This window comes from Plantibacter sp. MPB07 (genome assembly GCF_046619465.1).
In the GTDB taxonomy this organism is placed as follows: Bacteria; Actinomycetota; Actinomycetes; order Actinomycetales; family Microbacteriaceae; genus Plantibacter; species Plantibacter auratus.
This window is the reverse complement of record NZ_CP177043.1, coordinates 3,763,203-3,779,149: the sequence shown is the minus strand read 5'-3', so window position 1 is coordinate 3,779,149 and position 15,947 is coordinate 3,763,203. Positions and strand designations below refer to the sequence as shown.

General features: G+C 70.2%; 21 protein-coding genes. 3 read left to right on the top strand and 18 right to left on the bottom strand.

Going from position 1 to position 15,947, the window contains the following annotated elements:
* Nucleotides 1-21: 21 nt before the first annotated feature.
* Nucleotides 22-507: a MarR family winged helix-turn-helix transcriptional regulator gene (locus tag ACLIME_RS17695; RefSeq protein WP_411557774.1), complete on the top strand. Its 486-nt coding sequence runs from the start codon at nucleotides 22-24 to the stop codon at nucleotides 505-507.
* Nucleotides 508-538: 31 nt separating this feature from the next.
* On the opposite strand, the gene ACLIME_RS17690 is transcribed toward ACLIME_RS17695, so the two are convergent.
* A complete protein-coding gene (locus ACLIME_RS17690) occupies nucleotides 539-1,066 on the bottom strand; it encodes a hypothetical protein (RefSeq protein ID WP_274499290.1) in 528 nt (175 codons plus the stop codon).
* Between the two features lie 63 nt (nucleotides 1,067-1,129).
* Complete coding sequence (gene dcd, locus ACLIME_RS17685; protein ID WP_056009122.1) at nucleotides 1,130-1,720, bottom strand: dCTP deaminase; 591 nt, start codon at nucleotides 1,718-1,720, stop codon at nucleotides 1,130-1,132.
* Between the two features lie 137 nt (nucleotides 1,721-1,857).
* Here dcd and ACLIME_RS17680 point away from each other — a divergent pair, with 137 nt between their 5' ends.
* The gene (locus tag ACLIME_RS17680) at nucleotides 1,858-2,607 is read left to right on the top strand and encodes a type 1 glutamine amidotransferase (protein ID WP_411557773.1); all 750 of its coding nucleotides are present in this window, start codon (nucleotides 1,858-1,860) and stop codon (nucleotides 2,605-2,607) included.
* Between the two features lie 90 nt (nucleotides 2,608-2,697).
* Here the strand turns inward: ACLIME_RS17680 and ACLIME_RS17675 are convergent, their stop codons facing one another.
* The 5 genes from ACLIME_RS17675 to hxlB form a co-directional block, all read right to left on the bottom strand.
* Nucleotides 2,698-2,862, bottom strand: coding sequence for a hypothetical protein (locus tag ACLIME_RS17675; RefSeq protein WP_162852292.1), 165 nt, complete (start codon nucleotides 2,860-2,862; stop codon nucleotides 2,698-2,700).
* Nucleotides 2,863-3,213: 351 nt separating this feature from the next.
* Nucleotides 3,214-3,390 carry a hypothetical protein gene (locus ACLIME_RS17670; RefSeq protein ID WP_159877459.1) on the bottom strand — a complete coding sequence of 59 codons (177 nt, stop codon included), beginning with the start codon at nucleotides 3,388-3,390 and terminating at the stop codon, nucleotides 3,214-3,216.
* A gap of 104 nt (nucleotides 3,391-3,494) precedes the next feature.
* Nucleotides 3,495-5,030, bottom strand: a complete 1,536-nt coding sequence (locus tag ACLIME_RS17665) for a carboxylesterase/lipase family protein (protein ID WP_411557772.1) — start codon at nucleotides 5,028-5,030, stop codon at nucleotides 3,495-3,497.
* A 270-nt stretch (nucleotides 5,031-5,300) separates the two neighbouring features.
* Nucleotides 5,301-5,927, bottom strand: coding sequence for a 3-hexulose-6-phosphate synthase (gene hxlA / locus ACLIME_RS17660; protein ID WP_064297125.1), 627 nt, complete (start codon nucleotides 5,925-5,927; stop codon nucleotides 5,301-5,303).
* Nucleotides 5,928-5,996: 69 nt separating this feature from the next.
* On the bottom strand, nucleotides 5,997-6,614 hold the full coding sequence (gene hxlB / locus ACLIME_RS17655) for a 6-phospho-3-hexuloisomerase (protein WP_411557771.1): 618 nt from the start codon (nucleotides 6,612-6,614) through the stop codon (nucleotides 5,997-5,999).
* A gap of 101 nt (nucleotides 6,615-6,715) precedes the next feature.
* Between hxlB and ACLIME_RS17650 the strand changes: the two genes are divergently transcribed.
* Nucleotides 6,716-8,005, top strand: a complete 1,290-nt coding sequence (locus ACLIME_RS17650; RefSeq protein WP_411557770.1) for a LuxR C-terminal-related transcriptional regulator — start codon at nucleotides 6,716-6,718, stop codon at nucleotides 8,003-8,005.
* 23 nt (nucleotides 8,006-8,028) lie between these two features.
* On the opposite strand, the gene ACLIME_RS17645 is transcribed toward ACLIME_RS17650, so the two are convergent.
* From ACLIME_RS17645 to ACLIME_RS17595, 11 genes are all read right to left on the bottom strand, one after another.
* Nucleotides 8,029-8,442: a phage holin family protein gene (locus ACLIME_RS17645; protein ID WP_411557769.1), complete on the bottom strand. Its 414-nt coding sequence runs from the start codon at nucleotides 8,440-8,442 to the stop codon at nucleotides 8,029-8,031.
* 117 nt (nucleotides 8,443-8,559) lie between these two features.
* Nucleotides 8,560-9,153, bottom strand: coding sequence for a short chain dehydrogenase (locus tag ACLIME_RS17640; protein ID WP_411557768.1), 594 nt, complete (start codon nucleotides 9,151-9,153; stop codon nucleotides 8,560-8,562).
* 38 nt (nucleotides 9,154-9,191) lie between these two features.
* Nucleotides 9,192-9,845 (bottom strand): hypothetical protein, encoded by a 654-nt coding sequence (locus ACLIME_RS17635; RefSeq protein ID WP_411557767.1) that lies wholly within the window; start codon nucleotides 9,843-9,845, stop codon nucleotides 9,192-9,194.
* Nucleotides 9,842-10,603: a hypothetical protein gene (locus tag ACLIME_RS17630; protein WP_411557766.1), complete on the bottom strand. Its 762-nt coding sequence runs from the start codon at nucleotides 10,601-10,603 to the stop codon at nucleotides 9,842-9,844. The genes ACLIME_RS17635 and ACLIME_RS17630 overlap by 4 nt, the downstream gene beginning before the upstream one ends.
* Nucleotides 10,600-10,977, bottom strand: coding sequence for a PadR family transcriptional regulator (locus ACLIME_RS17625; protein WP_159877445.1), 378 nt, complete (start codon nucleotides 10,975-10,977; stop codon nucleotides 10,600-10,602). Before ACLIME_RS17625 ends, ACLIME_RS17630 begins: the two co-directional genes overlap by 4 nt.
* Before the next feature lie 69 nt (nucleotides 10,978-11,046).
* Nucleotides 11,047-11,658, bottom strand: a complete 612-nt coding sequence (locus ACLIME_RS17620; RefSeq protein ID WP_411557765.1) for a DUF1349 domain-containing protein — start codon at nucleotides 11,656-11,658, stop codon at nucleotides 11,047-11,049.
* Between the two features lie 85 nt (nucleotides 11,659-11,743).
* Nucleotides 11,744-12,403 carry an IMPACT family protein gene (locus ACLIME_RS17615; protein WP_159877441.1) on the bottom strand — a complete coding sequence of 220 codons (660 nt, stop codon included), beginning with the start codon at nucleotides 12,401-12,403 and terminating at the stop codon, nucleotides 11,744-11,746.
* Between the two features lie 41 nt (nucleotides 12,404-12,444).
* The gene (locus tag ACLIME_RS17610; RefSeq protein WP_124768542.1) at nucleotides 12,445-13,323 is read right to left on the bottom strand and encodes a CPBP family intramembrane glutamic endopeptidase; all 879 of its coding nucleotides are present in this window, start codon (nucleotides 13,321-13,323) and stop codon (nucleotides 12,445-12,447) included.
* A gap of 49 nt (nucleotides 13,324-13,372) precedes the next feature.
* Complete coding sequence (locus ACLIME_RS17605; RefSeq protein ID WP_411557764.1) at nucleotides 13,373-14,074, bottom strand: hypothetical protein; 702 nt, start codon at nucleotides 14,072-14,074, stop codon at nucleotides 13,373-13,375.
* On the bottom strand, nucleotides 14,071-15,033 hold the full coding sequence (locus ACLIME_RS17600) for a carbohydrate ABC transporter permease (protein ID WP_411557763.1): 963 nt from the start codon (nucleotides 15,031-15,033) through the stop codon (nucleotides 14,071-14,073). The genes ACLIME_RS17605 and ACLIME_RS17600 overlap by 4 nt, the downstream gene beginning before the upstream one ends.
* Entirely contained in the window at nucleotides 15,033-15,941 is a 909-nt protein-coding gene (locus ACLIME_RS17595; RefSeq protein WP_124768540.1) for a carbohydrate ABC transporter permease, read from the bottom strand. The genes ACLIME_RS17600 and ACLIME_RS17595 overlap by 1 nt, the downstream gene beginning before the upstream one ends.
* Nucleotides 15,942-15,947: the final 6 nt, after the last annotated feature.

Here is a 15,947-nt window from a genome sequence, read left to right as displayed (position 1 = left end):
GCGAATTGCTACGCTGGCTGCATGAGCACGCGCGTCGACGACATCCTGAGCCAGTGGCGGACCGAGCGACCCGACCTCGACGTCTCGCCCATGGCCGTCATCGGACGACTGTCGCGAGCGGCGACGGCGGTCGACGCACGCCTCTCCACGACCTTTGCCGAGCACGGCCTCGACAGCGCCTCATTCGATGTGCTCGCCACCCTGCTCCGCGCCGGCTCACCCCACGAGCTCGCCCCGAAGGACCTCGCCCACTGGTCGATGGTGACGTCGAGCGCGATCGCCCAGCGCGTGAACAAGCTCGTCGAGCGCGGTCTCGTGACGCGCCGTCCGAGCGAGCAGGACGGGCGCGGCACGGTCGTCGCCCTCACCCCTGCCGGCAAGCGCCTCGTCGAAGCGGCCCTGCCCGATCACCTCGCCGCCGAGCAGCGTGTCCTCGACGGCTTCTCCACGGCCGAGCGCGAGCAGCTGGCGTCGTTCCTGGAGCGCCTGGCGCGCACCGACCCCTGAGTCTCGCGGTGGAGGGTGGAGACGGATCCGCTCAGGTGATGCGGCGACCCTCGTTGTGCTCCTGCAGCCACCAGGTCACGCCCTCGTCGTCGGACACCCAGCTCTCCCAGGTGTACGAGTCCTCGGTGATGCCGCTGAAGTTCCACCGGATGAGCTTGTCGTCGTTCCGTGTGCCGTCCTGACGGATGCCGTCGGAGCGGTGCGGCGTCGCGACGAGCTGGCAGAACTCGCCGCGCCGTGGTTCGACGTAGTTCACCCGCCAGGCGCCCATCAACCGGTCGTAGACGCGGAGAGCCGTACTGACCGTCTCCCAGCCCGACGGTTCCGCGTCGTTCGCAACGAGCTGGACGTCCTGCACGGCCCGCCCCTCGAGGATGTACGACACGATCCAACGGAAGTCGGACTCGACCCACTCGCCACTCTCGTCGTCGAGGCGCTTCGAGTGGACATCCCATGATCCGACGAACTGCCCGAACCGGACCATGCGACGCGGGTAGAGCGGCGTCGGCCCGTCGGCGGTGATCGCGCGGGCGAAGTCGGGTCGCTCTGACGTGCTCATGGCGGGGCCTTTCTGCTGGTCCACCTGCCCGCCCGTCGTCGGGACGCCCGCCTCAGTCCTGCGTCAGCGCTGCGTCTCGCCGACGTCGGTCCGGTGGAAGTTCTGGAAGGAACGGGAGGCGGTGGGTCCACGCTGTCCCTGATACCTGGAACTGTACTCGCTCGAACCGTACGGGCGCTCGGCCGGTGACGTGAGCCGGAAGAAGCACATCTGACCGATCTTCATCCCCGGCCAGAGCTTGATCGGCAGCGTGGCGACGTTGCTGAGCTCGAGGGTGACGTGGCCCGTGAAGCCGGGGTCGATGAAGCCGGCGGTGGAGTGCGTGAGGAGCCCGAGACGACCGAGCGAGCTCTTGCCCTCGAGGCGTGCGGCGACGTCGTCCGGGAGGGAGACCCGCTCGTACGTGGACCCGAGGACGAACTCGCCGGGGTGCAGGATGAACGGCTCGTTCGGCAGCGTCTCGATGAGGCGCGTCAGCTCCGGCTGATCCTCCGCGGGATCGATGAAGGGGTACTTGTGGTTGTCGAAGAGGCGGAAGAAACGATCGAGGCGGACGTCGATGGACGACGGCTGGATCATCTCCGGCGAGTAGGGGTCGAGCGCGATGCGGGAGGCGTCGAGTTCGGCTTTGATGTCACGGTCCGAGAGCAGCACGGTGACAGTGTATCGGCCGGGAGCCCGATGCCTCGGGCCGGTGACGACGCCCGGATTCGCTACGATGCTCGCACGGCGACGACCTCCGCGACCCGGCGGAGACCGGTCGTGCCGCCCCAGCGACCTGGAGGCCTCCGATGACCAGACCGCACGTCCTCGTCCTGCAGCACGTCCCCTGGGAACGACCGGCGGTGCTCGGCGAGGTGCTGACGGCCTCGGGGATCGACTGGACGCTCGACACGATCGTCGAGCGTCGTGAGCTGCCGCCGGCGCGCGAGATCACCGGGTTCGACGGGCTCGTCCTCCTCGGCGGCCCGATGGGCGCGCTCGACGTGGAGGAGCACCCGGGTCTCGGGCTCGAAGCACAGCTTGTGCGCGATGCGGCCGTGCTCGGCATCCCGGTGTTCGGGGTCTGTCTCGGGCATCAGCTCATCGCGACGGCCCTCGGAGCCACCCTCCACTCGGCGGCCGCGCATGAGGTGGGTGTCGGCGACGTCGAGCTCCTGGCCGAGAGCGAACTCGGCATGCGGGGCGAGCGGCTGCCGGTGCTGCACTGGCATGGCGATGTCGTCGAGGCTCCGTATGGAGCGACGGTCCTCGCGTCGTCGCCGTCGACGCCGAACCAGGCGTTCCGGATCGAGGACCGGGTCTTCGCGACGCAGTTCCACCTCGAGGTCGACCCGCCGATGCTCGACCGGTGGCTCGCGGAACCGCTCATGCTCCGCGACCTGCCGTTCATCGCCGGGACCGCGGAGGAGGCGGCCGACCGCCTGCGGTCCGAGGTCGCTGCGGTGGCGGGTCCGATGCGGGAGGCCGGCGAGCGGTTGTTCGGGGCCTTCGCCGACGCGGTGCTCCGTCGGACGAGCGTGGACCCGTCACTGCGGTAGGACTCGGACAGCGCCCGGACACAGCACCCCGGACACAGCGAAGCGGCCGGCCCCCGGAAGGACCGACCGCTTCGTGAACTCGGATTCGAGTCAGAGGGCCTTCCGACCCGTGATCGTCCTGATCAGGAACGCGATGATCGCGATCGCGAGCAGCACGAGGCCGACCCACAGCAGGAAGTTGAGGGACTGGACGAACCCACCGGTGATGGCGAGAACGATGGCAACGACGATGACGATGATGAGCAGGATGTTCATGATGAAGCTCCTTTCGCAGAACTCCGTCCACCGTATGGGGGCCTGACCATTCCGTCCCGGGGGTTGACATCGTCCGAAGTCGTTCCGCTACGCGCGCGGAGCGCCCCTGCGTTGCACACCTCCACCCTCCTGCGTTCCGGTTTGCGCCAGCGCGGTGCGCTGACGCGAGCGCGGGCCGCACGCGTGAGCGCGGGTCTCTGGAGGGTCGCGCCCACGCGCACGGGCCGCGCTGAAGCCTGATCCCGGGGGTTCGGACCAGCGCACCGCGCTGGCGCCGGTTCAGCACACCTCGGTCGGCAGCACCGCGCTGACCAGGGATTCCCGAGCTGCGGGTCGCCCCGGCGAGCTCCGCTAGAGGAGCCCCGGCTGGTCGGCGGGGTCGCCGTCGCCGGGCTCGGAGCCCGGGTCGTCCACCGTCGGCGCCGCCATCGGATCATCGCTCTCGGGAGCGTTGTCGGGCAGCGCTCGGGAGATCACCTCCTGTGCGTCGCCGATCGGGTCGTCCATCTCGTCTCGTGGGTCGCTCATGCTGATTCCTTTCCTCGTGTCCCGACGGTAACGCGGGACGCCTCACAGCCACACCCCCTGGCAGAACGGCCCGGTTCATCCTAGGAGCCGAGTGCCCGGGCCCGTCAGACCGGTGTCGATGCCGTCGTCGACGCCGCTTCCGCGAGTCGCTTCGCCGCTGCGAGCACGCGCGCACTCGCGAACGGCTCGACCGTCGGCGCCCCGGCCGCGTCGAACACCTCGATCCCGGAGGCATCGCGGTCGGACCGCGACCAGCCCGGCGACCCGTCTCGGACGAACGCCACGACCGCGCCGTGGATCCGGTCAGCGAGCTCCTGCGGCGCGTGCGGGCCCGCCACCCGGGTGACGTCCGGGTCGTCGAGCACGTCGAAGATGAACGGGACGTCGAGGCAGTGCTCCGCGATCCCGCTCACCGCCGAGCGCCACACGAAGTCGGAGACCCACGTCTCGGCGTCGTCCCGCAGCGCCAGCCAGCGGATGACGCGCTCACGGAACATGACGTCGCTCACGAAGCGCCCCGCGACGAGTCCCGTGCGTTCGCCGGGCTGGGTCGCGACGTACGCCTCGGCGAGCGGTTCCGGCACGCCCATGAGTTCCAGGGCACGCGTCGGCGCCACGGCGTCGAACTGGTCGAGCCGACCGGTGAAGAACCCGGCGAACTCCTCTCGGGTCGCGCTGACGAGCAACGGCTTGTCCGCGCCTCGTCCCGCGATCATGCCGGCTTCGACGGTGTCGACGACCAGCTCGCCGTCGACGACCGGGCCGAGACCGAGGCGGCCGTTCATCGTCGTCATCCCGCGGAGTACGGACTCCGGGTCGGTCGCACCGCCGGAGACGACCTCGAAGCCTTGGGCCTCGATCAGCGTGTCCTCCGGGACGCTTGCGAAGCCGGCCAGGGTCGCGGGCACGCCGAGGTGCTCGGCGAGTCGCCCGGTCAGGGCCTGCGCCTCGTGGAGCGGGACGTCGCCGGGGACTCCGGACACGGAGATCGCCCGCTGGAACAGCGGTTGCGCGGACGGCACCGTGAGCAGGGTCATGACGGACCCGCCGCCGGCGGACTGGCCCGCGATCGTGACCCACCGCGGGTCGCCGCCGAACGCCGCGATGTTGTCACGCACCCACTCGAGCGCGAGGATCCAGTCGAGGACCCCGCGGTTGGCCGGGGCGTCGGGCAGCCAGCCGAAGCCGTCGAAGCCGAGGCGGTAGGACACCGAGACCGTGACGACGCCGTCGCGGTTGAAGGCCCGACCGTCGTACCAGGGGCTCGCGGGCGACCCGGCGATGAAGCCGCCGCCGTGGATCCACACGAGGACGGGTAGACCGGCACGGTCTGCGGCGGGTGTCGGGTCGGGCGTGAAGACGTTGACGTTGAGCGTCGAGTCGCCGGGGATCGACGGTTCCGGGATGGTCGTGATCTCGGCCAGGGCCTTCCGCTGCGGTGTCGCGCCGTAGGCGGTCGCGTCGAGGACGCCGTCCCAGGGCGCTTTGGGCTCGGGGGCCTGGAACCGTCTCGCTCCGGTCGGCGGCTCTGCGAACGGGATTCCGAGGAAGGCGACCGATCCGTCGGCGCGGTGCGTCCCGCGGACCGCTCCCGAGGTCGTCTGTGCGATGGGCTGCTCTGGACTGGAATCGGTCGTCATCGGCGGATCCTCCGGGTACTCGGCCGCGCGCTCATCCGACGAGCGTCGCGTGGTGATCCGCCCAGTATGCCGCGTCACGCGCGAATCCCGTCCGATGTTCGGACTTCACCCAGCCGACCCACCCGATGCGCCAGCGCGGTGCGCTGACCCGAGCGCGCCCCGGAGCCGTGAGCGCGGGTCTCTGGAGACCCGCGCTCACGTCCGATGCACCGCGCTCACGTCAGCGCACCGCGCTGGCCAACCCGACAGGTGCGGGGTTGGCGGAGGGGGTTAGGCGACGATTGCCGCGCGAAGGGCTGCTGCGGAGGCCGCCGGGTCGTCGGCCGAGTAGATCGCACCACCGGCGACGGCGACCTGCGCGCCCGCCTGCTGCACCGACGCGATCGTCGACACGTTCACGCCACCGGCGACCGAGAACGGCACGGCGGCCGCTTCACCGTCGGACAGGAGCGTCTGGAAGGTGAAGCCCTCCTCCGCCTGCTCGTCGAGACCGGCGTGCATCTCGACGAACGCGGCACCGAGAGCGGTGACCTCCTTCGCGCGCTGCACCTTGTCGGCGACCCCGATGAGGTCGACGACGACGGACTTGCCGTGCGCCTTCGCGGCCTTCACAGCGCCGACGATCGTGCTGTCACCGGCCGTCCCGAGGACGGTGACGATGTCCGCACCGGCGGAGAAGGCGATGTCGGCTTCGAGCTCACCGGCGTCCATGGTCTTGAGGTCGGCGAACACGATCTTGTCGGGGTGGGCGTCCTTGACCGCGGTGACGGCACGCAGGCCCTCGCTCTTGATGAGGGGCGTGCCGAGCTCGAGAATGTCGACGTAGGGCGCGACCTTCCCGGCGAGTTCGAGGGCTGCCTCGGTGGTGAGGACGTCCATGGCTACCTGGAGCTTCATGTGGTGCTGCTTTCTGTCGTGATGGGATGCGTCCGACGTCCGCCGGGCGCGTGGGAAGGGATCGGGTGACTACTCGAGGTTCGCGTGGCGCGGCCACAGCTCCTCGGCGCTGACGCCGTCGGACTGCCAGAGCGCATGGAAGAACGCGTCGCCGAGCAGCATGACCGCCTGCTCGAAGAGGCTCCCCGAGTACTGCACGGAACGCGTGCCGCCGTGGTCGGTCTTCTGCGCGGCGGGGACGACGATCGTCTCGGCGGCCAACTCGGCGAGCGGGGATGCGGAGTCGGTCGTGATGGCGATCACCTGTGCTCCGACGGAGACGGCCGTGTCCGCAGCGCGGACCACACCCGTCGTCGTACCGGAGCCGCTGGCGACGAGCAGGACGTCACCCGAGGTGATGGCGGGCGTCGTCGTCTCGCCGACGACGTGCACGGTGAGTCCGCGGTGCATGAGTCGCATGGCGGTCATGCGGAGCGCGAGACCGGAACGACCGGCACCGGACACGAACACGCGGTCCGCCGTTCGCAGGCGATCGAGTGCGCCGGCGAAGGGAGCCGGATCGGCCTCCAGCAGGCTCGACACGGTGCGATGCAGCTCAGCGTCGATCGCGGTGAGCGCTCCCTGGACCGTCGCGGTCGCAGGCGTCGTCGACGTGGATGGAGGGACGGAGGCCGTGGGGTTCGACATCCCTCCATCCTGGGCGTGATCGGGTAGGTATGCCGCCGCTCACCCGAACGGTTCCACCTACCCGAACGGGTGGGTGTGGACCGATGGGATAGGGTGCGGACATGATCGAACGCGCTGTCACCTACCCGGTCGAGCTGCTCGACGGCCTGGCCTCCGTCGCGTCGAGCTCGCTGTTGCGCATCGCCGGTGCGTTCCGAGAGGTCCTCGAGCCGGTCGTCGCCCACTCCGCGCTCGTGATCTTCACCGAGGACTGCACCGGCCGCCCCCGGAAGAAGGCCGGCGACCCCGCGATCGTCGAGGGCGTCACGATCGCCGAGCTCGACGCGGTCCGACAGCGCACCCCGCGCGGCCCGGTCACGACGGCACTCGCTGATGCCGGACCACACGCCGACCGGCCGACGTCGGCGGTGATCGCAGGCGCGGAGCGTCCGATCGCGGCCTGGCTGGCCGAGACCGGCGCCCTCCTCGTCCTGACCGACCCGCAGGGACCGATCGACGACCGGCTCGTCGGCGCCCTCTGGGAGGTCGTCGCTGCCGGTATCCGACAGCAGGTCGCGACGGCGGCCCCCGACTACCTCCGCGACTCGCGGGCCGCGTCGAGCGAGCGGGCCGGCGCGATCGCGGAGCTCACCGACGCCCATGCGACGACGTTGGAGTCGATCCTCGCGGTCACCCGGTCGCGTCAGACATCGCCCGAGGACGCCCGAGCGGCGGTGACCGAGATCGCCTCGGCCGCGATGGTCGAGCTGCGGGCGGTGTCCGACCGCGACCGCCAGCTGGCCGAGGAACCGGTCGCGCGCGCCTTCGCCAGACTCCGCGAGGATCTCCGCCCACTGGCCCGCTTCGGCGGCCCCGAGGTCCAGTTCATCGAGCCGCCCGTCGACGGTCGGGCCCTCCCCGGTGAGGTGGCGCACGCCGGACGGGCGATCGTCCGCGGCACGGTCCTCGCGCTCGTCGAGCAGTCCTCGGTCGGGCGGGTCCGGGTGCAGTGGGACTGCGACGGCAGCAACCTGCTCATCGGCATCCGCGACGACGGCCCCGGCGAGTTGACCGTCGACACCCCGAGCGTGCAGCAGCTCGGCGCTCGCGTCGCGGCACTCCGCGGCAGTCTCGATGTCCAGGCGACGCCCGGGTGGGGCTCGGAGCTGCACGTGACACTGCCGCTCGACCCGCCGCCCGCGACGCAGACCCGCGCAGACTCGGCCGCCGCGCTGACGGAGCGCGAGTGGAGCGTCGCCGAGCTGGCCGCCGGTGGAGCACGGAACCGGGCGATCGCCGAGACACTCACCATCAGCGAGAACACCGTCAAGTTCCACATCGCGAACGTCCTGCGGAAGCTCGGCGTCGCCAGCCGCGTCGAGCTGGCAGCCGCGTTGGCCGCCAGCCGCTGAGCCCGTGCAAGCTCCCTCGCCGCTTACCGCTTCGAGCTCGTGCGGCCCCGGTCACGGTCCCGGTCGCCGAACCGTCGTGTGATGAGCGCCCAGCCGAGGATCCAGCTCCCCAACGCCGTGACCAGCCACACCACCAGCGGTGCGAGCGCCCAGGCCAGGACACCGCGGATGTGGAGGCCGCCGGGGAGGATCGACGCGACGAAGAGCGACACGAGCGTCGTCACGAGTCCGATGCCGCCGAGGATCGCCGAGGCGTAGCGCCGCGCGAGGCGGAGGATGAAGGGCCCGAGGACGCCCTGCGCGATCGTGAAGACGACGACGGCGATGATGAAGCCACCGAGCGACAGACGGACGCCGGGCACGACCCAGTCGGCGACGAGCAGCCCGATCGCCGAGGACAGCAGACTCACGGCGATGCTGAGCAGGAAGCGGGTCATGTGCCGACCCTAGCGCCGGGTGTCGGCCGCGTCGAGAGCGCGACTGAGCGGAGGCGGATCGTCGCTTGGCGAACGGCCGGACGACGACATGCCTCCCCTCAGGAGTGCCGGGACGGCTCAGTCGAGGGCAAGCACCCGCCCGGTGCCGACCCCCTCGACGGCACGGACGAACGCCAGGCCGACCACGTCGGACGCGACCGGAGGGAAGCCCGGGAACGCGTCGTGGTAGCCGGTGGCCTCGGCCAGCACCGTGGGGCTGACGGCGTTGATGCGGATGCCGCGCGGGAGTTCCGGGGCGGCACCGATCACGAAGGACTCGACCGCCCCGTTGGCCATCGAGGCCGCAGCACCCGTCGCGATCGGCTCGCGGGCGAGGATGCCCGTCGTGAGCGTGAAGGAGCCGCCGTCGCGGACGAACGGGGTCCCGATGCGCACGACGTCGAGCTGGCTGAGCACCTTGCCGAGGAAGGCCGCACGGTAGTCGTCGCGCGTCAACTCCTCGACGGGCTTGAACGGGACCGATCCGACGGCGACGATGACCGCGTCGACCTCGCCCACCTCGGCGAACAGCGCCTCGATCGACGCCTCATCGGTGGTGTCGACGGCAGGCGCCGTCGAGCGCGACACCGCGACCACCTCGTGACGTTCCGCGAGGGCGTCCTGCGCCGCTCGTCCGACATGTCCACTCGCACCGATCAACAGGATTCTCATGCGGGCGACGCTAGCACCGGCGCCCGACGACGGCACCGTCAGTTGGCGTCGTCCATCCCGGTGACGTGGACGGCGTAGCCGTGGCACCCTGCGCGAGTCCAGTCGTAGGCGTCGCCGAGCGGGGTGTCGCCGTACTCCGCCAACTCGGCCGCCGGGCTGTCCTCCGAGAGGATCATCGTTGGCCGTTCGGAGTCGAGCAGCGCACGATTGTTCGTCCACGCATACCAGAACCCCTGATCAGCCATGCACTTCGCGATGATCTGCTGCTGTGCCTCCCAGATCCCATTGTTCGCCTCGCCCCACTCGTTGGTCGGCGGGATCACGATGGACGCCGGGTCGGTGGTCGCGTCGTACCAGCCCTCCGGCGTCTGCGAGTAGTCGACGCCGGACGCCGGCGAGACGGGTTCGCCAGCGTCCGGCGTGGCAGTGGGATCCGCGGGCACCACGGGTTCGACGGGCGGGAGTTCGTCGAGCGACGCTGCGGCCTCGGCGACCGCTTCGAGGGACCGCGCGTCGTCAGCGGCCGCCTGGGCGTTCGACACCCCGATGAACACCCCGCCAGCCGCCACCGCGAGCACCCCGCTCATCGCGATGCCGAGCCCGATCCGTCGACGGAGCACTCCGGGACTCCGGCGGACGGGTGCCACCTCCTGCGCCGCCTCTGGCCCGTCGTGGATCTCGTTCCCGCTCATACCGTCTCCCCCTGCATCGACGCCGCTGCGTCCCGTTCCGCCGTTCGGCGACCCCCCGGCCACCACCACACCGCGGCTCCGATGAACCCGAGCGCAGCACCCACGCCGATCGCCACGCTCATCACCCACCACGGTTCGAGCCCGGCCCCGTGCGAGCTCAGGCGGGACACGATGAGCACGCCGGTCGCGCTGACGCGGTACATGATGTCGCCCGCGAGCACGCCGATGAGGACCGCTGCGGGCGCCAGGAGCCCCGCGCCGAGCCATCGACTGCGTCGCCGCAACGACAGCACGAGCCCGACCATGCCCAGGACCGCGGCGATCGCCACACCGAGCGCGCCCGCCGGCACCTCGACGACGTCGCCGATGACGAGCGCACGGAGGATGCGGACGAGGAGGAAGAGTGCCGCTCCGGTGACCAGGACGCCGCCCGTCACCACGAGGGCTGCGAGGACGTCGCCGGCCCGCCGCATGCCGAGCGGCATCGGATCGACGCCGTGGCCCGCGCGCAACTGCCCGGAGCGCCACGAGAGGTCGTGCGGGATCCCGCGGATGGCCCGCAGCGTGATGTCGCGCCGCAGCCGCTGCGGCGTGACGCCCGCTTCCTCGGCCCAGACGGCGTGCTCGTGCAGGTCGGACGCGATCTCGTCGCGGCGCTCCCCGGCGACGTCGGGCGAGAGGTCGCGCGTGTACCACCCGCACCAGTTCAGGACCCGGTGGGCGGCCGCGCGATACTCCGGCGTCCGGATGGCGGTCATGCGATCGCCCCCTGCGTCCACGCCGCACCCGCCGGCCTCGCCGCGGCGGCCTGCTCACCGGCGATCCTCGCGTGCTCCCGATCCCGGGCCGTCGCGCCTTCACCCGTGATCCGGTACAGCCGACGACGAGGACGACCCTCCGCCTCCGCGACCTCCGGGTCCTCCCAGGTCGCCTCGATCAGGCCGGCGTCCGCCATCCGCGACAGGGCCTTGTAGAGCGTGCCGTGGGCGGTGAGGGCGGCGTCCCCGGCTTCGGCGAGCTGCTTCGCGAGGGCGAACCCGTAGAAGCTCCCCTCGGTCGACTGCAACACGGTGCCGACGTCGAGGATGTCGAGCTCGAGCGGGAAGAGCGTGCCGGGTCGTCTGCGTGCCATGGAGCCACTATAGGAAGATAGGTTCCGATACGTCAACTCCGGATCCGCGGACGCATCGGTCGAGGACGACTAGCTCCCGTCGCGGAGGTCCGTCGGGGGCGCTGCACCGAAGGCGATCTCGTCGAACCGCGCCTCGCAGGGCGGACCGAGCGGCGCCTGCGAGAGGAACCCGACGCGCGCCGGGGCGTCGCTGTGCAGACGGAAGACCCGGACGAAGTCCCACGTGACACCGTCGTTCGAGCTGTGGAACGCCCACGCGTCACCGAGACGACTGACGCGCATCCACACGTGGTCGGCCGTGACGTGCGTCGAGTTCACGTCGTCCGACCAGGTGTTCGTCACGACGCTCACCACCATCGCCTGCCCCTGCGGCGACTGCTCGAAGCAGAGCTTGGCCCAGTGCTCGTCGTCGATCCAGAGTGCGAGCGCACCGGCGTCGAAAGTACTGCGCTCGCCCACGACCGCGACCCGTGCCGAGAGCGTGAAGTGGTCGGGTGCGTCGAAGGCGAGCGCCGTGGCACGCAACTCACGCGGCCCACCGAGCGAGCTGTTGCTCCAGTCGACGCCGGCGGCGGAGGTGAGGGTGAGCGCTCCGGCATCGGCGTCGAACGATGCGATTCCGGGGGTCGAGGTCCAGGCGAGGTCGGGAAGCCCGTCGATGCGGGTCACGTCGGTGTGCATGGTCCGACCCTATCGGGACCGCGTCTTCCCGTGAGTCGCCCGGATCCGCTCGGGATCCGGCCGATTCCGCGCAGATCCGGGCAGCTCAGCGAGGCGCCGGGACGTCGACGACGCGTTCCTCCCCGACGGCCACGGCGAGCGAACCGTTGGAGGCCGACGCGACGTCCGCCTGGAGCCGCTCCAGCTCCGCCGGCGGCACCCACAGTTCCAGCTCCGCCTGCGCCCCGTAGGTCTGATCGCCGAGCGTCGCGCCGTGGCTACCGGCCCAATCGCGCAGCAGGTTGTCGTACCGCCCGGCCTCGGCGTGCGGGACGACGAGGGTCGCGCGGGTCAGCGTCTCACGGCGCACGAGCGAGGCGAGGTCGAGGGTCTCGGAGGCCGCCGAGGAGTAGGCACGGACGAGCCCGCCCGCCCCGAGCTTGACGCCGCCGAAGTACCGCGTGACGACGACGACCACGTCGGTCAGTTCCCGCCGCCGGATGACCTCGAGGATCGGCATCCCCGCCGTGCCGGACGGTTCACCGTCGTCGGACGAGCGGGCCTGGTCGCCGAGCAGCCCGGTGACCATCGCGACGCAGTGGTGTCGTGCGTCCCACGCCTGCTTCTTCACCCGCGCGATGACCGCTTCGGCGTCCTCCGGCGACGCGACCGGGTGAGCGAGGCCGAGGAAGCGCGACTTCTTGATCACGAGTTCGTGCTCGACCGGCGCGGCGATCGTCGCCGGGTACTGCCGCGCGGTGGTCATCCGTCCGAGCGTACTCGGCCGGTCGATGAGGCCCGTTCGGCCTACGGCCGCAGCACGTCGTCGGCCGGGTGGGCCTGCACGTGCCCACGGACGAAGATCAAGCCGATCACGGCCACGAGCATGATGAGCAGGTTGGCCGGACCGGCGATCGCCAGGAACACGCTCTGACCTGCGGCGGCTCCCGCGTGGTCGATCCCACCGGTCGAGAGGAAGAGCGTCGGGTCGTAGAGTCCGTGGATCAGGATCGGCCAGATGAGGTTGCCGGTCACCCGGAGCGTCAGGTACATGCACACGCCGAATCCGAAGGTGTAGACGACGGTCACGAGCACGGTCGTGACCGGTTGGCCCGACAGGAGGTTGGAGGCGTGCAGCAGGGCGAAGACCAGCGAGGAGACCACCATGACGATCCACTCCGAGCTGCCGGCGTCACGCAGCATCTTCACGACCAGGCCGCGGGTCAGGATCTCCTCGGCGAACCCGATGAACACCCCGGACAGCATCGCGACAGCGACCACGGAACCCTCGTAGCTCCCGTAGTCGATGCCGAGCAGGCGCAGGACGACCGCGGCGAGGATTACGATCGGTGCGACCCACATCCACCACCGGCCGCGGATGGGCTGCCTTCCGAACAGCTCCCGGAACCATCCGACCGAGAGGACGAAGCCGGCCAGGAGGAGGGAGCCGACGACGAGCGGCAGCATGAGCCCGAAGAACACGCTCTGCGGGGTCGCGAAGACGTCCTCGCCGATCTGCGAGCCGAAGAGCTGCCCGACGACCCATCCGGCACCGAGGTACAGGGCGAGGTAGACGATCGCCAGCAGGAACGCCCGCCCGACACCGCCCTTCGCCCAGAAGTCGTGCCATCCGCTGGTGGTGAGTGTCCGCTGACCGCTGTGCCCGTGACCTCTGTGCTCGCCCATGCGTCGATCCAACCACTCAACCGAGCCGAGCGTCGGACAATCCGCGTCGTCAGTCGGCGAGCGCCGCCGCGGCGTTGCTCCAGACCGCGTAGAGGACGAAGCCGCCGAGGGCGAGGAGCCCGAGCACCGGTTGCGCGAGGACGATGACCACCCAGGCGGCCAGGAGGACAAGCGAGAGCAGCGAGGTGCCCGGCCGACGGACGGTCCGGACGAGCCCTCCGAGCAGCTGGGCCCGGAACCGCAGGCCCGGAGCGGCCGCCAGCCCGGCGAACACGCCGAAGGCTGCGACGATCGCGAGCAGCAGCACGACGACGAGCAACGGCCCGAGCAGCATCGCGAACGGCGTCCCCCACACGGCGACGATGTCGATCACGACGACGAACGTGAGCGCACACACGAGCGACCACACGGCGAGCGCCGGTCGCCACGTCCGCAGGAGGCCGATCCCGACCTCCCGCAGCGGCCCGGCATCGGCGGCGTCGCGCGACCGCTGGAACGACCAGCAGCCGGCGGCGAAGGCGGGGCCGAGCGGGAGCGAGCACAGCAGCAGGAACGGCCAGCTCGTGAGCGGCTCGGCGACGAGGACGATCGCGGCCGCCAGCGGGAGCGCGGCGATCCCGACGCCGACGCCGACCATGAGGGATCGGTACACGACGCCGAACACCGACTCGAAGGTCTCCCGGCGCGGCTGCAGCAGTCCGCGCACGCCGCCGGCACGGTTGTCCGCACGCCGATCGGTCACCGCGCTCATCCCTTCATCCCGCTCGTCGCGATGCCCTGGATGAAGTAGCGCTGGCCGAGGAGGAAGATCAGCACGATCGGGATGACGGAGACGACGGACCCGGCCATGATGAGCGCGTACTCGGCGTCGTACTGCCCGACGAAGGAGCGCAGACCGAGCTGCACCGTCCAGAGGTCGTTGCTCGTCAGGTAGATGAACGGACCCATGTAGTCGTTCCAGGTGGAGACGAAGGTCAGCAGCGCGAGGCTCGCGAGCGCCGGCTTCGTCAGCGGCAGGATGATCCGCCACCAGATCGCGTACTCGTTGAGGCCGTCGATGCGGGCGGCCTCGCTCAGTTCGTCGGGGATGGTCAGGTAGTACTGCCGCATGAGGAACACCCCGAAGGCGCCGAACGCCTGCAGCAGGATGATCGAGAGGTGCGTGTTCACGAGGCCGGCGTTCTGCATCATGATGTACTGCGGGATCATGTAGGCCTGCCACGGCACCGCGATCGTCGCGATGTAGGCGACGAAGAGCACGTCACGTCCCTTGAAGTGCATCTTCGAGAAGCCGTAGGCGGCGAAGCTCCCGGTGAGCACCTGCAGGATCGTGATGGTGACCGACAGGAACAGCGAGTTCTTGAGGTAGGTCAGCATCGGGATGCGGGTCCAGATGTCGACGTAGTTCTGCCAGACGAACTCCGTGGGGATCCACTGGACGGGGATCGAGAACACCTCGTTGTTCTGCTTGAGCGACGACGAGACCATCCAGAAGAACGGGACGAAGATGATCGCGGTCAGCACGGTGAGCATCACGTAGATGAGCACGCGGCGCAGCGGCGAGATCGGACCGTGGCGGCGCACCCGGGTGCGCTTGCCTCCAGCACCGGGCAGCACGGGCGAGGTGATGGCGTCGGTGACCTCGGCGATCGCGACCTCAGCCTGCGACGGGACCGTGGACGAGGCACGCGTGGTGGCACTGGTCGACATCAGCGTTCCTTCCTCTGCTGCAGCTTGAACTGGACGACGGTGAAGACGAGCACGATGACGAACAGCACGAGCGAGATCGCCGAGGAGTATCCGAAGCGGTTCTCGGTGATGCCCTCGCGGTAGATGAGCTGCGAGAGGACGAGCGTGGACCGGCCTGGGCCGCCTCCCGTCATGACGACGATGAGGTCGAACACCTTGAAACTCGCGATCGTCACCATGATGAGGACGAAGAACGTCGTCGGACGGAGCGACGGGATCGTGATGTTCCAGAACCGCTGCCAGGCGTTCGCACCGTCGACCTCGGCGGCCTCGTAGTACTCCTGCGGGATCGCTTGGAGCCCAGCGAGGTAGAGCACCATGTAGTAGCCCATGTCGCGCCACACGCTCGTGATGATCACGGCCGGCATCGCCCACGCGGAGCTCGTCGTCCAGCCGGGCGGGTCGGCGACACCGATGAGCTCGAGGAACTGGTTGATCGGGCCGGCGGTGGGGTTGAAGAGCATGTTCCACACGACGGCTACGGCGACGAGCGAGGTGATGTACGGGAAGAACATCGCGGTGCGGAAGAAGCCGAGGCCGCGCAGCTTGCGGTTGAGGAGCAGTGCCAGGCCGAGCGACGCGAGGATCGTGAGCGGGATGTGCCCGGCCGCGTAGTAGGCGGTGTTGCCGAGCGCGATCCAGAAGGACTCGTCACGCATCATGCGGGCGAAGTTCGCGAACCCGACCCACTCGGGCGGTGAGTACGAGTCCCACTTCATGAACGCGATGACGAACGCCGCGCACATCGGGATGAGGGTCAGGAGCGCGAAGCCGATGAAGTTCGGCAGGATGAAGCTCCAGCCGACGAGCGCATTCCTGCGGACGCGGCTGCTGGAGCGGGTGCGTTGCGGTGGGGCTGCGATCGCCATGACGAG

Bases quoted from the DNA above. Each gene is read 5' to 3' on its own strand.
- ACLIME_RS17695 (WP_411557774.1), top strand. From the start codon at position 22: ATGAGCACGCGCGTCGACGACATCCTGAGCCAGTGGCGGACCGAGCGA.
- ACLIME_RS17690 (WP_274499290.1), bottom strand. From the start codon at position 1,066: ATGAGCACGTCAGAGCGACCCGACTTCGCCCGCGCGATCACCGCCGAC.
- ACLIME_RS17680 (WP_411557773.1), top strand. From the start codon at position 1,858: ATGACCAGACCGCACGTCCTCGTCCTGCAGCACGTCCCCTGGGAACGA.
- ACLIME_RS17675 (WP_162852292.1), bottom strand. From the start codon at position 2,862: ATGAACATCCTGCTCATCATCGTCATCGTCGTTGCCATCGTTCTCGCC.
- ACLIME_RS17670 (WP_159877459.1), bottom strand. From the start codon at position 3,390: ATGAGCGACCCACGAGACGAGATGGACGACCCGATCGGCGACGCACAG.
- ACLIME_RS17665 (WP_411557772.1), bottom strand. From the start codon at position 5,030: ATGACGACCGATTCCAGTCCAGAGCAGCCCATCGCACAGACGACCTCG.
- hxlA (WP_064297125.1), bottom strand. From the start codon at position 5,927: ATGAAGCTCCAGGTAGCCATGGACGTCCTCACCACCGAGGCAGCCCTC.
- hxlB (WP_411557771.1), bottom strand. From the start codon at position 6,614: ATGTCGAACCCCACGGCCTCCGTCCCTCCATCCACGTCGACGACGCCT.
- ACLIME_RS17650 (WP_411557770.1), top strand. From the start codon at position 6,716: ATGATCGAACGCGCTGTCACCTACCCGGTCGAGCTGCTCGACGGCCTG.
- ACLIME_RS17645 (WP_411557769.1), bottom strand. From the start codon at position 8,442: ATGACCCGCTTCCTGCTCAGCATCGCCGTGAGTCTGCTGTCCTCGGCG.
- ACLIME_RS17640 (WP_411557768.1), bottom strand. From the start codon at position 9,153: ATGAGAATCCTGTTGATCGGTGCGAGTGGACATGTCGGACGAGCGGCG.
- ACLIME_RS17635 (WP_411557767.1), bottom strand. From the start codon at position 9,845: ATGAGCGGGAACGAGATCCACGACGGGCCAGAGGCGGCGCAGGAGGTG.
- ACLIME_RS17630 (WP_411557766.1), bottom strand. From the start codon at position 10,603: ATGACCGCCATCCGGACGCCGGAGTATCGCGCGGCCGCCCACCGGGTC.
- ACLIME_RS17625 (WP_159877445.1), bottom strand. From the start codon at position 10,977: ATGGCACGCAGACGACCCGGCACGCTCTTCCCGCTCGAGCTCGACATC.
- ACLIME_RS17620 (WP_411557765.1), bottom strand. From the start codon at position 11,658: ATGCACACCGACGTGACCCGCATCGACGGGCTTCCCGACCTCGCCTGG.
- ACLIME_RS17615 (WP_159877441.1), bottom strand. From the start codon at position 12,403: ATGACCACCGCGCGGCAGTACCCGGCGACGATCGCCGCGCCGGTCGAG.
- ACLIME_RS17610 (WP_124768542.1), bottom strand. From the start codon at position 13,323: ATGGGCGAGCACAGAGGTCACGGGCACAGCGGTCAGCGGACACTCACC.
- ACLIME_RS17605 (WP_411557764.1), bottom strand. From the start codon at position 14,074: ATGAGCGCGGTGACCGATCGGCGTGCGGACAACCGTGCCGGCGGCGTG.
- ACLIME_RS17600 (WP_411557763.1), bottom strand. From the start codon at position 15,033: ATGTCGACCAGTGCCACCACGCGTGCCTCGTCCACGGTCCCGTCGCAG.
- ACLIME_RS17595 (WP_124768540.1), bottom strand. From the start codon at position 15,941: ATGGCGATCGCAGCCCCACCGCAACGCACCCGCTCCAGCAGCCGCGTC.